The following is a 13992-nucleotide window of genomic DNA, read 5'->3' on the forward strand; positions in this document are numbered from 1 at the left end:
CTCCTTCTCAGGCCGCGCGGCGGCGCAGGCGGCGAGCCAGCGGCGCCAGTTCGCGGCGGGCCATCGGGTAGGCGGCGCCGACGAAGGCCACCAGCACGACGAGCCCACCCAATATGCCTTGCACGATGCTGACAACAGCCTGCGGGGTGTCGCCGAGCAGGCGGTCGACCCCGACCACCACACCCCACCCGGCGAGCGCGGCGCAGGTGGCCGCCACGACACCAACCGCCGTGGCGCGGCCAAGACCGGCGAGAGCCGGCGGGCCCGCGTGCCGCCGCACGGCGATCACCAGCAGCACGCCGATGACCGACATACCGATGGCGTTGGCCAGCCCGAGCCCGAACACCTGACGGTCCTCGCCCAGACCGGCCAGGGCCAGGGCGGATCCGGCGGCCACAAGCCAGCCGACCGCCGTCGAGAACGCGGCTGCGACCGTGGCCCCCCGGGCATACAACGCCCGCGAGAGCAGGGCGAACAGCGCGTAACCGAACAGACCCGGCGCGAAGCCCACGATGCCGGACGACGCGGGGGCGGCGTCGATCAGATAGGCGAGGGGACCGGCCAGGGCGATCAGAGCAGCCACGCCGAGGCCCGCCAGCAGGATCACCGACCGCGCCGCCGCCGACAACGCGTGCGCGTATGCGTCCTCTTCGCCTCGGCTGGCCGCGGCCGAGAGTGCCGGATACACGGCAGTCGCCATCGGCACTGCCAGCACCGCCCACGGCAGCAGGAACACGGTCTGCGCGGCGTTGTAGAGGGTCAGCCCGTCGCTGACCGCGAGCGCGATGGCGACGATCGTCATGAGCTGCTGGGAGCCGACGGTGACGGCACCCGCCCAGCCGAGCCGCACCGCCTGCCGACCGGTGTCGCCCGGGAAACGCAGGGCCGGCCGCAGTCGCAGCTTCACCTTGCGCAGCGGGATCAGCAGGCAGAGCGCGAGGACCACGACCCCGCAGGTGGTGCCGATCGACAGGGTCAGCGCGCCGGTGCGGGTCAGCCCGGCGAAGTCGGTCTTGGCTCCGTCCACCGCCGCGTACGTGAGGTAGGCCGCCATCACCGTGACGCTGGACAGCAAGGGGGCGATGACCGGCCAGGCGAAGCGGTGGTGGGCCTGGAGGATGCCGGTCAGCACGATGCCGATGCCGTACAGCGGCAACTGCGGCGCGAAGATCCGCAGCATGCTCGCGGCCGTCTCCTGATGGTCCGGCGGCACCTTGGGCAGCAGCCCGGCGATGGGGCCGGCCAGCAGCGCGACCAGGATGGCCAGCGGCACCATCAGCACCAGCACCCAGGTCAGCAGGGCCGATGAAACCGCGTTGACCCGCTCGCGGTCACCAGCCGATACCGCTCCGGCCAGCAGGGGAACAACCAGGCTGGCCAGGGCCCCGCCCGCGACCAGCTCGAAGACGATGTTCGGGATCGTGTTGGCGGCGTTGTAGATGTTGCCGAGGTCTTCGTGGCCGACCGTGTGCAGAAAGACGAACGTACGACCGAATCCGGCGATGCGGGCCACCACCGTCAGCACGGTGATCAGCGCCGCCGCCCCCACGATCTTCGCGCCGGGGCCGACGATCCTCGCGGCACGCTGGGCGGTCTTCGCGGCAGGCTGGGCCTTCCCAGCGGCAGGCTCGGCGCTCCTCGCGGCAGGCTCGGCGGTCGAGCCTCGCTGCTCGCCGGACCCGCCGCGGGTGTCGCTCACGCCTGCGGAGGGCGACGGCCCAGCTCGTCGAGGGCGCGCAGCCACGGCGTGTCGTTGATGACCTGGGTGAAGCTGATCTTCTCGCTGGCCGCGGTGAGCGCGCCCAGCACGGTCAGCGCGGCCAGCCGCCCGCCGGGGCCGCAGCGCGCGATCAGAGCCACGCCGAGCAGCGCGCCCAGCGCGTTGGCGCCCGCGTCACCCAGCATGATCTCTTCGCCCAGGTCGTCCGGCAGCAGCGCCGCCGAGGCGCCGAGAGCGCCGGCCGCGATGCCGCCGCGGCGCCCCACAGCCAGCGGCGCGCCCAGGATGGCCCCGGCCTTGATCGCCCGGCCCGGTCGCAGGTCGAGCAGGTTGACCAGGTTGGCCAGGCCGGCGACGACCCCCGCACCGAGCAGCACGTCGGTGGTGCGCCCGAGGCGGCTGGGCCGGTTGCTGCCGACCAGCGCGCCGGCCACCAGGCCGGCCGCGCCCACCCCGGCGATCTTCACCAGGCCGCTGGTTATCCGCCCCTCGCGGAGCGCGCCCAGGTGACCGGCGAAACCCTTGGCCGCCTTCTGCTCGGGCCGGTTGCCGGCGATGTCGTCGTAGAGCCCGACCGCCCCCGAGACCGCCCCGGCCGTCACGGCCGCCGCGGCGAGCCGGCCGCTGCCCGCGCCGAGTGCCGCGGCCGCGGTCGCGCCCGCGGCGAGCGCTGGACCACCCGCGAGGGTGACCGTGCGGCCGTGGAAGTTCGTGCGCTCGAGCACGCCCGCGTGCTGGTCGCGGCGGATCCAGGCGAGCGCGGCCCGGGCGACGGCCGCGCCGGCGCCGAACGAGCGGAGGGTTGCCATGGGTCGGAAGTCTAGAGAACCGGCGCTACGAGGCGGCCTTGGGCACCAGCGAGGACGCGCCGGCGGCCAGGCCGTAATGGCCGACCTCGTCGTCCACGACCCGCTCGACGGTGGCCATGGCCGACGCGACCTGGCCGTCGGCGGTGCTCGCGTTGTCGACCGTGGAGATCCTCTTGACCAGAGTCGGGTCGCCGCGCACGGCCGAGATCACGTTGCCCTCGCCCACGCCGACACCCGCCACCACCAGCGGACGGTTCTTGCTCACCTCGGTGGCCATGTAGACCAGCGACTGCGACTTCTTGGCCGCGTCCTTGTCGACGGCCGGCGCGCCGCTGATCATCACGGTGGCCTCGGCCCCGCCCACCGCCTTGTCATCGACCGAGATGTAGCTCTGCTCGCTGTAGGCGGTCAGCACCGCCGTCACGTCACCAGCGGCCGGCTGGGTGGCCGTGACCGGGCTGCGCTGCAGCAGCGCGAGCGCGAGCTGGGCGCTGGCCGTCTCGACGCCGTTGCTGTTCAGCGGCACGGCCGCGATCGGGATGGTCGGCTGCGACGACTCGTTGGCCAGGTCGAGCAGATCGAGCTCGACGGCCGGGTCGAAGAACTTGTCCTGCACCGTGACCTTGGCCGTGATCGTGGCGCCGGCGATGGTCAGCATCGAGATGACCTTGTCGGCGTACTGGTCGGTGCCGGGCAGGGCCAGCACCGCGAGCTTGCGCCCGGCGAGCTTGCCGTTGAGCACGGTGGGCGCAATCTCGGTGGCGAACTCCTGGCTGCGGTTGATCTCCTCGCGGTACTGGTTGATCTCGTCCCGCTTGTTGCCCAGGTCTTTGTTGAGCGCGGTGATCTGGCTCTTGAGGTTGTCGGCCACCGGACCGTTGAGCGCCGCGGTGCCGACGACCAGGCCGATGGCCAGGGCGAGGAAGACCGCGGTGAGCGACACCACGTGGTACCGGAAGTTGATCACGACAATGCCCCGTAAACGTCAGAAAAGATGTCCGAGCTGGAAAACCAGATTGTCCCACCACTCGGAAACCACGGTCAGGTACGCCTTCCCGACCGTCGACACGGCCACCGCCGAGGCCATCGCGGCCGTCGCCGACAGCACCAGGAGCAGCAACGCCGAGCCGGAGATGTTCTGCTTGTAGAGCCGGCTCACGCCCTTGGCGTCGACCAGCTTGCCGCCGACCTTGAGCCGGGTGAGGAAGGTGGAGGCCATGCCGCCGCGGCCCTTGTCGAGGAACTCGACCAGGTTGGCGTGCGTGCCCACGGCCACGATCAGGGTGGCGCCCTTGTCGTCGGCCAGCAGCATCGCCAGGTCTTCGCTGGTGGCGGCGGCCGGGAAGGTCAGCGCGGCCACGTTCAGGTTGTGCACCCGCTCGAGGCCGGGGGCCCGGCCGTCCGGGTACGCGTGCACGACCACCTCGGCCCCGCAGCGCAGCACGTCGTCGGTCACCGAGTCCATGTCGCCGATGATCATGTCGGGCGTGTAGCCGGACTCGACCAGCGCGTCGGCCCCGCCGTCGACGCCGATCAGCACCGGCTTGTACTCGTGGATGTAGGGCCGCAGGACGTCCAGGTCGTCCTTGTAGTCGTAACCCCGGACCACGATCAGCACGTGCCGCCCGGCGATGCGGGTCTGCACCTCGGGCACGCCCACGCCGTCGAGCAGCAGGTCGCGTTCCTGCTTCAGATAGTCCATGGTGTTCGCGGCGAATGCCTCGAGCTGCACTGACAGCCCCTCGCGGGCGTCGGCCATCGAGCGCGCCACGGTCTCCGCGTCCTGCCGCACGCCGGAGGCGACCGCCTCGCCGTCGAGCAGCACGGTGTCGCCCTCGACGACCACCGAGTCGCCCTCGCGCAGCTTCTCGAAGATCTCCTCGCCGAGGTCGTCGATCAGCACGACGCCGTTCTTGATCAGCACCTCGGGGCCGAGATTCGGGTAGCGGCCCGAGATCGACGGCTTGGCGTTGAGCACGACAGCGACGCCGACGGCGACGAGCGCGTCGGCGGCCACCCGGTCGATGTCGACGTGATCGATCACGGCGATCTCGCCCGGGCGCAGCCGGCCGGTCAGACGCTTGGTCCGGCGGTCGAGGCGGGCGGTGCCGGCGAGGGCATCGGGATCGGTGCTCCGCGCGCGGCGCAAAGTGGGAAGTCGCATCACGGCCATCCTGACATGCCGAATCACGCGCCTGGCACGCGACATGCGCGATCTCACCCACAAAAGGGGCATTCGCCCCGCTAGTCCCTCTCGGTCATGGTGCCATGACCGAACCTGCTGGTCAGGCCCTTTTTTCGCGACCCGCGACGGCGAGCAGCTCTTCCGCGTGGGCGATGCCCAGATCCGAGTCGGGCAGACCGGCGAGCATGCGCGAGAGCTCCCGCGCCCGTTCGGTCTCCTCGACTATCCGGACCCCGCTGGTGGTGATCGCGCCGCTGGTGTCCTTGGCGACGACCAGGTGGCGGTCGGCGAACGCGGCCACCTGCGGCAGGTGGGTCACCACCAGCACCTGGTGGGTGCGCGAGAGCCGGGCCAGCCGCTTGCCGATCTCGACCGCGGCGGTGCCGCCCACACCCGCGTCGACCTCGTCGAACACCAGCGTCTCGGGGCCGCCGGCGCCGGCGAAGACGACCTCTATCGCGAGCATCACCCGGGAGAGCTCACCGCCGGACGCGCCCTTCTGCAGCGGCAGCGACGGCGCGCCCGGGTGGGCCAGCAGACGCAGTTCCACCTCGTCGGCGCCGTCGGGGCCGACGGGCAGGTCGCCGGCGGTCGGCTCGTCCTTGCCGGTCACCCGCGGGACGACCGCGACCTCGACCTTGGCGTGCGGCATGGCCAGGCCGGCGAGCTCGACGCTGACCGCCTCGGAGAAGCGGCCCGCCGCCTCGACCCGGGCCTCGGTGAGCCGGGCCGCCAGCTCGCCCACCTGGGCGGACAGGCGCTGACGTTCCTTGTCGAGCTCGTCGAGCAGCTCGTCGGACGAGTCGAGCGCGGCCAGCTTGGTGCGCGCCTGCTCGGCCCAGACGATGACGCCCTCGACGTCGTCGGCGTACTTGCGGGTGAGCGCGCGCAGCTCGGCCCGGCGCTCGTAGATCTGCTCGAGGCGGGCCGGGTCGGCGTCGAGGCTGCCCAGGTAGGCCGACAGCTCGGACGAGACGTCGGCGACCAGGGTGGCCGCCTCTTCGATGCGGGCCGCCAGCTCGCCCAGCATCGGGTCGACCGGGGCCTGCGCCTCGAGGGTGCGGCGGGCCGTGCCGAGCAGCTCGGTCGCGTCGGGCGCCTCGTCGGTGACCTCGACCCCGCCGGCCAGCGCCTGGGCGGCCAGCGCGGCGGCGATCCGCAGCCCCTCGGCGTGCTCGAGCCGCTGCACCTCGGCCCGCAGATCGTCGTCCTCACCGGGCTGGGGATCGACCCGGCTGATCTCGTCGAGGCCGAGCTTGAGCAGGTCTGCCTCTTGCGAGCGGGCCCGCGCGTTGCGGCGGCGGTCGGCCAGATCGTCGACGACGGCCCGCAAGCGGCCGTACGCCTCGCGGTAGGTCTCGAGAAGTTTCTCGTGTTCCGGGCCGGCGAAGCGGTCGAGCGCGGCCCGCTGCTCGGCCGGGCGCAGCAGGCGCAGCTGGTCGGACTGGCCGTGCACGGCGAGCACCCGCTCGCCCAGGTCGCTGAGCATCGCCACCGGCATGCTGCGGCCACCGACATGGGCCCGGGAGCGGCCCTCGATGGTCACCGTGCGGCTCAGCAGCACCGAACCGTCGTCGTCGATCTCGCCGCCGGCGTCGGTGATGCGCGTGGTCACCTCGCCGGCGAGCTTGCCGCCCAGCCGCAGGCGGCCCTCGACGACCGCGCGGCCGGGATCGGCCCGGACCCGGCCCGCGTCGGCCCGGCCGCCGAACAGCAGGCCCAGACCGGTCACCACCATTGTCTTTCCGGCACCGGTCTCACCGGTGATGACGTTCATGCCCGCCGTCAGCCGCAGCGTCGTGTCGTCGATGACGCCGAGCCCGGTGATGCGCAGTTCCTCCAGCACACGGCAGACAGTATCGGTGCCCCCCGACATTTGCCCACCGGCGGTCACCACGGATCAGCGGCGATTGCCGCGCCAGCCCTCCACCGGAAGCGCGAACTTGGCCACGAGCACATCGGTGAATGGCCTCGGCTGGAGCCGGACCAGGCGTACCGGAAGCTGACCGCGCTCGACGGTGACCTTGGCTCCCGGCGGCAGGTCCCAGGTGCGGCGACCGTCACAGCAGAGCACGGCGAACGAGGTGTAGGGGTCGACGGTCAGCGCGAACGTCGACGTCGGCGCGGTCACCAGCGGCTTGCTGAACAGCGCGTGGGCGCTGATCGGCACCAGCAGCAGCGCCTCGACCTCGGGCCACACCACCGGGCCGCCGCCCGAGAACGCGTACGCGGTGGAACCGGTCGGCGTCGCGCACACGACACCGTCGCAGCCGTAACGCGCGAGCGGCCGGCCGTCGACGTCGACCAGCAGCTCGAGCATCTGCGCCCGCTGGCCCTTCTCGACGCTGACCTCGTTGAGCGCCCACGACTCGGCGATCACGCGGCCGCCGTACTCGGCCCGAACGTCCAGCGTCAGCCGCTCGTCCACCTTGTACGCGCCGTCGACGACGTCCTTGACGGCCTGGTCGAGGTGGTCGATCTCGGCCTCGGCCAGGAAGCCGACCTTGCCCAGGTTGATGCCCAGCAGCGGCGCCTTGACCGGGCGGGCCAGTTCGGCGGCGCGCAGGAAGGTGCCGTCGCCGCCCATCGCCAGCACGATCTCGACGCCCTCGGCCACGCCCCGGCCCTCGACGGGGGTCACCTCGGGCGGCAGGTCGAGATCGGCCACCTCTTCGGTGATCACACGGACCTCGAAACCGGCCGCCAGCAGGTCCTGCGCGACCGTGCGAGCGTGCTGTGTGCTCTGCCGCCGGCCGGTGTGCGTGACCAGCAGGGCCGAGCGCGTCATGTGTCCTCCAAAGGGGATGCCGTCTGCTCCGGCCCGGCAGAAGCTACCTTGGTCGCGGGCCCGGCCGCGACAACTTCTTCGATCTGCGCTCGATCGGCGGGCGGAGCGTCGCGGCGGAACCAGACGAAGAACTCGACGTTGCCGCTCGGCCCCGGCAGCGGGCTCGCGGTCACCCCGGCCACGCCCAGACCCAGCTCGGCCGCGGCCGCCGCGACGTCCAGCACCGCCTCGGCCCGCAGCTTCCAGTCCCGGACGACCCCGCCCGCGCCGACCCGTTCCTTGCCCACCTCGAACTGCGGCTTGACCATGAGCGCCAGGTCGCCGTCGGGCGCCGTGCAGCCGGCCAGCGCGGGCAGCACCAGCCGCAGCGAGATGAACGAGAGATCCGCCACAGTCAGGTCGACGAGGCCGCCGATCGACTCCGGCGTGATGGCCCGGACGTTGGTGCGCTCGAAGATGACGACCCGCTCGTTCGTGCGGATCGGCCAGGCGAGCTGCCCGTAGCCGACGTCGACCGCCACCACCTGCCGGGCCCCCGCGCGCAGCAGCACGTCGGTGAACCCGCCGGTGGAGGCGCCGGCGTCGAGGCACCGGCGCCCCTCGACGGCGAGCCCCCGCGGGCCGAACGCGGCGAGCGCCCCGGCCAGCTTGTGCCCGCCCCGCGAGACGTACTCGGTCGCCGGATCCTCGCCGGTGACCAGCACCGGGTCGGCCGGGTCGACCATCGCGGCCACCTTGCGGGCGACCGTGCCACGCACCTGCACGCGGCCGGCCTCGACCAGCGCCGCTGCCTGCTCGCGCGAGCGGGCCAGCTTGCGGCGCACCAGCTCGGCGTCGAGCCGGGCCCGCTTCACCGGTCGATGCTCGCCAGGGTCTCCTGGAGAACCTGGTGAGCCGCCTCGTACTCGGCGATCTGTTCGGACGGGGCGAGCCGGGAAGCGTTCTCGAGAGCGCTCAGCACGGCGTCGACGGCCGGGTGGCCCGTTTCCCGCACGATCTCGCCGGTCTGCTGGTCGACAGCCTGCGGCACGCCGGTCGACGACTGTTGCGCCGGCTGCGGGCTCGGAGCGTGCATCGGCGGCCGCGGCACCGGCGGCGGCCCGGGGCGGAAATTACCCGGCGTCGGGAACGTCATCGGCTCACGCCTCCGGGCTCGAGGTCGGCGGCAGCTCGGTGGCGGCCGCGGCCTCGCGTACGGCGGCGTTGGGGGCATCGGCCGTGCCGGCCGGCGCGCTCGGCGTGGTCTTCTTGGCCACCGCCTTCTTCGCCGCCGTCTTCTTGGCCGCGGCCTTCTTCGCCGGCGCTTCGGTCACCGGTGCTTCGGTCGCCTTGACCGCCTTCTTGGCCGGTGCTTCGGTTGCCTTGGCCGCCTTCTTGGCCGGCGCCTTCTTCGCAGGGCGCGCGCCCTGCGCCTCGGCCTGGGCCGTGGCCGGGGCGATCTTCGCGGTCGCCTTCTGATCGGCCGGGATCACCTCGTCGGGCGGTGGCACGGCCTTCTTGGCGACCGTCTTCTTCGCGACCGCCTTCTTGGCCGGGGTCTCGCGCGGGGTGTTGGCCGGCGGCTGCGACGGCGTGGTGCCCGCCGACGGCATCGCGTTGGGAACCGCCTTCTTGGCCACCGCCTTCTTGGCCGCACGCGGCCTCGGCGCCGGCTCGTCGACCCGGGTGCCGCCGACGCCCTCGCTGGGCGCGTCGGCCGCGATCCCGGTCTGGGCGCGCGACTCGGCGTCCCGCAGCTGCCGTTCCAGATCCCGAACGCGGGTGGTCAGCTCGGTGACCTCCTCCGCGGTGGCCAGGCCGACCACGCCGAGCGCCTTGTCGACCTCGTAGCGCACGATGTTGGTCAGCGCCTCACGGTTCGCCATGCCGGCCGACAGCAGATCGTCGACCAGGCCCTGCAACTGCGCGGCCGTGGCACCGCCACGGTTCACCACGTCGCCCACGACCTTCTGGGCGCGCTTGCGCGGTACTTCGGTCAGTCCGAGCGCCATCTCCAGATACGCCCGCCATGCGTCCGGCATGTTCCGCTCCTCTCGCGGCTCGTCGGGTGCAACGCTACCGGTCGGTCGGCCTGTCCTCGTGAGGTACGGTGCGGTACGCGTACAGGTGTCGTGAGGAAAGGGTTCAGATGGCCACCGTGGACGAGTGCCGGCAGGCTCTGCACGACCTGGCCGCGAGGCTGCAACGCAACGCCGAGACCCGCGGCCGGCTCGACTTCGACCGCACGCTGGCGTGCCGCGTCCCCGACCTGCGGACGGCCTTCCACGGCCGGCTCACGGACGGTCTGCTGGTCGACATCGCCGACGGCGACGACCCGAAGGCGAAGATCGCGCTGATCGCCGACAGCGACGAGCTGCTGGCCCTCATCGCCGGCAAGCTCGACGTCACCCGCGCCCTCGCCGGTCGCCAGATCCAGGTCAAGGCCAACCCGTTCGACCTGCTCAAGCTGCGCAAGCTGCTCTGAGGCTCACCGTCCGGCGGCGCCCAGCGCGGGCATCGCTGCTCTGAGGCTCACCGTCTCGCGGGGCCCAGCGCGGGCATCGCTGCTCTGAGGCTCACCGTCCGGCGGGGCCCAGCGCGGGCATCCGCCACCCCGGCGGCCAGCCGCTGTTCTGAGGCTCACCGCCCGGCGGCGCCCAGCGCGGGCATCCGCCACCCGGCCGCCAGCCGGGACGGGTGCAGGTTGACCCCGCCGCCGAAGAACTCGGTGAACTTCATGATCAGCGGGTCCCATCGCAGCGGGTCGACGTGGGCGGTGCCCGGCACGAGCAGGCTCTGCTCGACGTGCGTCCGCAGAACTTCGATCTCGTACGCCGTGGCGTGCAGATCCCCGGTGAAGCGGTGCGCCCGGGCGACGCGGCATTCCAACTGGATCGGGCACTCGGCCACTCGCGGCGGCGCCACGAGAACCGACGTCTGCCGGGTCAGCCCGCCGAGCGCGAACTTGTCGGCCACGTACCGGTAGCCCTGCTCGGCCTTGGCCGGCGGCACGTCGGGGCGTCCCGTGGTCAGGGCGATCCGGTCGACCGCGCCCACCAGCGCCGAGGACGGCAGGTTGAGCACGCACTCGCGTTCGCGGCGCAGGTTCTCGGCGGTACGGCTGCGATCGCCCATCCCGAGCATCGCCGACTGGCCCAGCCACCACGCCGACGACATGGGTGCCAGGTTGGCTGTGCCGTCCGCGTTGAGCGTGCTGATGAGCACCACCGGGGTGCCGAAGTACAGGACCTTGAGACCGGGTACGACATGCATGGCTCCATGCTGGCCCGGCCGCCCGGCCGAGGGCTGGCGGCTTTCGGACGTCGCGTCGCCGCCCTGTCGGGCCACGAAGCAGACGTCTAGAGCTTCCAGGCGCCGAGCAGTTCGCGGGCCGCGTCGGAGGCGGCCGTGATGCCCGACAGGGGAACGCCCGACCACGTGGCCGCGCACAGCAGACGCAGCGCCACGACCGGGTCGCCGGCGCCGGCGAGCGTCACCGTGTCGCCGTCGCGGTCCACCCGCCAGCCGCCCGCGTCCTCCGCCTTCAGCGGCACGGCAGCCTCGGCCGCCGGGCGGAACAGGCCCGACAGATCCGCCGCCACGAACGTGGGACGCTCGGACTCATCGGCCGCCAGCAGATCGGCCGGGCCGCTCACGCCGGTCAGCACGAGCAGACTGTCCAGGCCCGCGGCGACCGCGCCCCGGATGTCGGTGTCGAGGCGGTCGCCCACCACCAGCGGGTGCTCGGCGTGCGCCTGGGACGCGGCGGTGGTGAACAGGGCCGGTCCCGGCTTGCCGACCACCAGATCCGGGTCGCGGTCGAGCGCGGTGCGCAGCACGGCCACCAGCGAGCCGTTGCCGGGCAGCGGGCCGCGCGGGCTCGGCAGCGTGCGGTCGGTGTTCGTGGCCACCCACATGGCCCCGGCCCGCACCGCGAGCGAGGCCTCGGTGAGAACGCGCCAGCCGACGTCCGGGCCGTAACCCTGGACGACGGCGACCGGCTCGTCCCCGGCTTCGCCGACCGGGGTGAGGCCGGCCTCGCGGACCTCGTCGCGCAACGCGTCCGCGCCGACCACCAGCACCGGGGAGCCCGCGGGGAGCTTCTCGGCGAGCACGGCCGCCGCGGCGCCGGCCGAGGTGAGAACCTCGGCCGGTGCCGCCGGCACACCCATTCCGGTGAGCAGCGCGGCCACGTCGGCGGCGCGGCGGGACGCGTTGTTGGTCGCGTACGCCACCGCTGTCTTCCGCCCCCGCAACTGCCCGACCGCCTCGGCCGCGCCGGCGATCGGCTTGTCGATCAGGTAGACGACGCCGTCGAGGTCGAAGACGACCAGGTCGTAGCCGCCCGCCAGATCGGCCGTCACTCCTGCGACGGCTTCCGCTCGCTCACGAACTCGTCGGCCGCCTTCTCGTCCTTCTCGTCCTTCTCGTCCCGGCCCGCCTCGGCCCGCTTCTCGTCGGCCAGTTCCTCGGCGTCCGCCTCGAGCTCCTCGGCGACGTCCTCGACGGCGACCGGGTCGGTGTTGACATCGGTGTCCGCCACCGCGGCCACCTCGTCGTCCCCGTCCTCGACGTCGTTACGGGCGGCGGGCTCGTCGTCCTCGTCGTCGCCGTCCTCGTCGTCGCCGCGGGCCGCCGGCTCGTCGTCCTCGTCCTCGTCGTCCTCGATGTCGCCGCGGGCCGCGGGCTCGTCGTCCTCGTCGTCGCCGTCCTCGATGTCGCCGCGGGCCGCCGGCTCGTCGTCCTCGTCCTCGTCGTCGTACTCGTCGTCCTCGTCCTCGTCGTCGTACTCGTCGTCCTCATCGTCGTCGTCGACGGTCGCGCGCTCGTCGTCGCCGTCGAGCTCGGCCTCCTCCTCGGCGGGAGTCGTGCCGCTGCGCCTGTCACCGTCGTCCGGCTCGGTGTCCTCGTCGGCCAGGGTCACGCCGTCGAGCTCGAGCAGTCGCTCGGCCGCGTCGGTGAGGCCCTCGTCGTCGGCCGTCGCGGCCCGGGTGAACCACTCGCGGGCCTCCTCGCGCCGGCCGGCGGCGAGCAGGGCATCGGCGTACGCGTAACGCAAGCGCGCCGCCCACTCGGCGTCCTCGTCGGTGTTGAGCTCGCGTACCTGGAGCATCGACACCGCCGCGTCGTTCTGGCCGAGGTCGGTGCGGGCGCCGGCCGCCACGATCAGCAGCTCGATCGCCCCCGACTTGTCCATCTTCTCGAGGTCGGCGCCCCGGTAGAGGTCGATGGCCCGCTCCGGGCGGCCCAGCGCGCGCTCGCAGTCGGCCAGCTCGGCCAGGTGCGTCTGCTGCCCGGTCATCCGGTGGTACGTACGCAGCTCGGCGATCGCGGTCGTCCAGTCCCCCGCCGCGTACGCGGCCAGGCCCACGGCCTCGCGCACCACGGCGATGCGCGACGCGAGCCGCCGGGCCGCGATCGCGTGCTGGAGCGCCAGCTCGGCGTCCTCGTCAATGATCTGACCGGCCGCGACGAGGTGCCGGGCGACCTTGTCGGCGATCTCCCGGGCCAGCGACAGCAGCTCCGAGCGGACCTCCTTGTCGAGGTCGGCCGCCTCGATGTCCTCGGGGATCTCGGGCGCTACGAACGCCACCTGGTCCTCGCGGGCCCGCTCGTCGTTCGCCGGGTGCCGATTCTCGCGGTCGTCGCGGACGCTGGGGGCGCGGTCCTCACGCTCCCGGAAGCCGCGGTCGTCCCGGCTGCGGAAGCCACCGTCGCGAGGGCCGCGGTCCTCGCGGTCGCGGAAGCCACCCTCGCGCGGTCCCCGGTCGCCCCGGTACCCGCCGCGGTCGCCCCTGTCCTGGTAGCCGCCCCGGTCGCCCTGCGGACGGTCGCGGAAGCCGCCGCCGCCGCGGTTGCCCGGCCGGTCGCCCTGCGGGCGGTCCCGGAAGCCGCCACGGTCCTGGAAGCCACCGCTGGGCCGGTCGCCCCGGTCCTGGTAGCTGCCGCCCTGCGGACGGTCGCCGCCGCGGTAACCGCCGGAGCCACCCTGGTAGCTGCCGCGGGCGCCGCCGGCATCGCGGTCGCCCCGGTAGCCGCCGCTCTGCGGACGGTCGCCACCACGGAACCCGCCCCGGTCGTCCCGGCCGCGGTCCTGGTAGCCGCCACCCTGCGGGCGGTCACCCCGGCCCTGATAGCCGCCACTCTGAGGGCGGTCACCACGGTCCTGGTAGCCGCCGCCTTGCGGACGCTCGCCGCCCCGGTCGTCCCGGCCCTGGTAGCCGCCGCGCTCGCGGTCGCGGAACCCGCCCTGCGGACGGTCACCACGGCCCTGGTAGCCGCCACCCTGGGGACGGTCACCACGGTCACGGAAGCCACCGCCCTGAGGACGGTCACCGCGATCCTGATAGCCACCGCTCTGGGGACGGTCACCACGGCCCTGATAGCCACCGCCCTGGGGACGGTCACCACGGTCACGGAAGCCACCGCCCTGAGGACGGTCACCACGGCCCTGATAGCCACCGCCCTGGGGACGGTCACCACGGTCACGGAAGCCACCGCCCTGAGGACG

13 protein-coding genes and 1 pseudogene are annotated in these 13992 nt (G+C 73.2%); 2 read left to right on the top strand and 12 right to left on the bottom strand.

Annotated elements, in window-relative coordinates; all coding sequences use genetic code 11:
- Window positions 1–7: 7 nt before the first annotated feature.
- The 9 genes from murJ to LXN57_RS41160 form a co-directional block, all read right to left on the bottom strand.
- Window positions 8–1699, bottom strand: a complete 1692-nt coding sequence (gene murJ / locus LXN57_RS41120) for a murein biosynthesis integral membrane protein MurJ (RefSeq protein WP_251803725.1) — start codon at window positions 1697–1699, stop codon at window positions 8–10.
- Entirely contained in the window at window positions 1696–2529 is an 834-nt protein-coding gene (locus LXN57_RS41125) for a hypothetical protein (RefSeq protein WP_251803726.1), read from the bottom strand. The genes murJ and LXN57_RS41125 overlap by 4 nt, the downstream gene beginning before the upstream one ends.
- Window positions 2530–2554: 25 nt before the next feature.
- A complete protein-coding gene (locus LXN57_RS41130; RefSeq protein ID WP_251803727.1) occupies window positions 2555–3496 on the bottom strand; it encodes a copper transporter in 942 nt (313 codons plus the stop codon).
- Window positions 3497–3514: 18 nt separating this feature from the next.
- Complete coding sequence (gene steA / locus LXN57_RS41135; RefSeq protein ID WP_251803728.1) at window positions 3515–4693, bottom strand: putative cytokinetic ring protein SteA; 1179 nt, start codon at window positions 4691–4693, stop codon at window positions 3515–3517.
- A gap of 121 nt (window positions 4694–4814) precedes the next feature.
- On the bottom strand, window positions 4815–6560 hold the full coding sequence (gene recN / locus LXN57_RS41140; RefSeq protein WP_251803729.1) for a DNA repair protein RecN: 1746 nt from the start codon (window positions 6558–6560) through the stop codon (window positions 4815–4817).
- A gap of 54 nt (window positions 6561–6614) precedes the next feature.
- Window positions 6615–7502 (bottom strand): NAD kinase, encoded by an 888-nt coding sequence (locus LXN57_RS41145; RefSeq protein WP_251803730.1) that lies wholly within the window; start codon window positions 7500–7502, stop codon window positions 6615–6617.
- On the bottom strand, window positions 7499–8356 hold the full coding sequence (locus tag LXN57_RS41150; RefSeq protein WP_251803731.1) for a TlyA family RNA methyltransferase: 858 nt from the start codon (window positions 8354–8356) through the stop codon (window positions 7499–7501). The genes LXN57_RS41145 and LXN57_RS41150 overlap by 4 nt, the downstream gene beginning before the upstream one ends.
- Complete coding sequence (locus LXN57_RS41155; protein ID WP_251803732.1) at window positions 8353–8637, bottom strand: hypothetical protein; 285 nt, start codon at window positions 8635–8637, stop codon at window positions 8353–8355. The genes LXN57_RS41150 and LXN57_RS41155 overlap by 4 nt, the downstream gene beginning before the upstream one ends.
- 4 nt (window positions 8638–8641) lie before the next feature.
- Window positions 8642–9523, bottom strand: a complete 882-nt coding sequence (locus tag LXN57_RS41160) for a phasin family protein (RefSeq protein WP_251803733.1) — start codon at window positions 9521–9523, stop codon at window positions 8642–8644.
- Window positions 9524–9630: 107 nt separating this feature from the next.
- Between LXN57_RS41160 and LXN57_RS41165 the strand changes: the two genes are divergently transcribed.
- A complete protein-coding gene (locus LXN57_RS41165) occupies window positions 9631–9966 on the top strand; it encodes an alkyl sulfatase C-terminal domain-containing protein (protein WP_251803734.1) in 336 nt (111 codons plus the stop codon).
- 155 nt (window positions 9967–10121) lie between these two features.
- On the opposite strand, the gene LXN57_RS41170 is transcribed toward LXN57_RS41165, so the two are convergent.
- The 3 genes from LXN57_RS41170 to LXN57_RS41180 form a co-directional block, all read right to left on the bottom strand.
- A complete protein-coding gene (locus LXN57_RS41170) occupies window positions 10122–10754 on the bottom strand; it encodes a flavin reductase family protein (protein ID WP_251803735.1) in 633 nt (210 codons plus the stop codon).
- Between the two features lie 86 nt (window positions 10755–10840).
- On the bottom strand, window positions 10841–11845 hold the full coding sequence (locus tag LXN57_RS41175; protein ID WP_251803736.1) for an HAD-IIA family hydrolase: 1005 nt from the start codon (window positions 11843–11845) through the stop codon (window positions 10841–10843).
- A complete protein-coding gene (locus LXN57_RS41180; protein ID WP_251803737.1) occupies window positions 11842–13074 on the bottom strand; it encodes a hypothetical protein in 1233 nt (410 codons plus the stop codon). Before LXN57_RS41180 ends, LXN57_RS41175 begins: the two co-directional genes overlap by 4 nt.
- A 33-nt stretch (window positions 13075–13107) precedes the next feature.
- Between LXN57_RS41180 and LXN57_RS41185 the strand changes: the two are divergent.
- Window positions 13108–13992: pseudogene (locus tag LXN57_RS41185) on the top strand (hypothetical protein); the annotation flags it as partial.

It is taken from the genome of Paractinoplanes hotanensis (assembly GCF_023717965.1).
Lineage (GTDB): Bacteria > Actinomycetota > Actinomycetes > Mycobacteriales > Micromonosporaceae > Actinoplanes > Actinoplanes polyasparticus.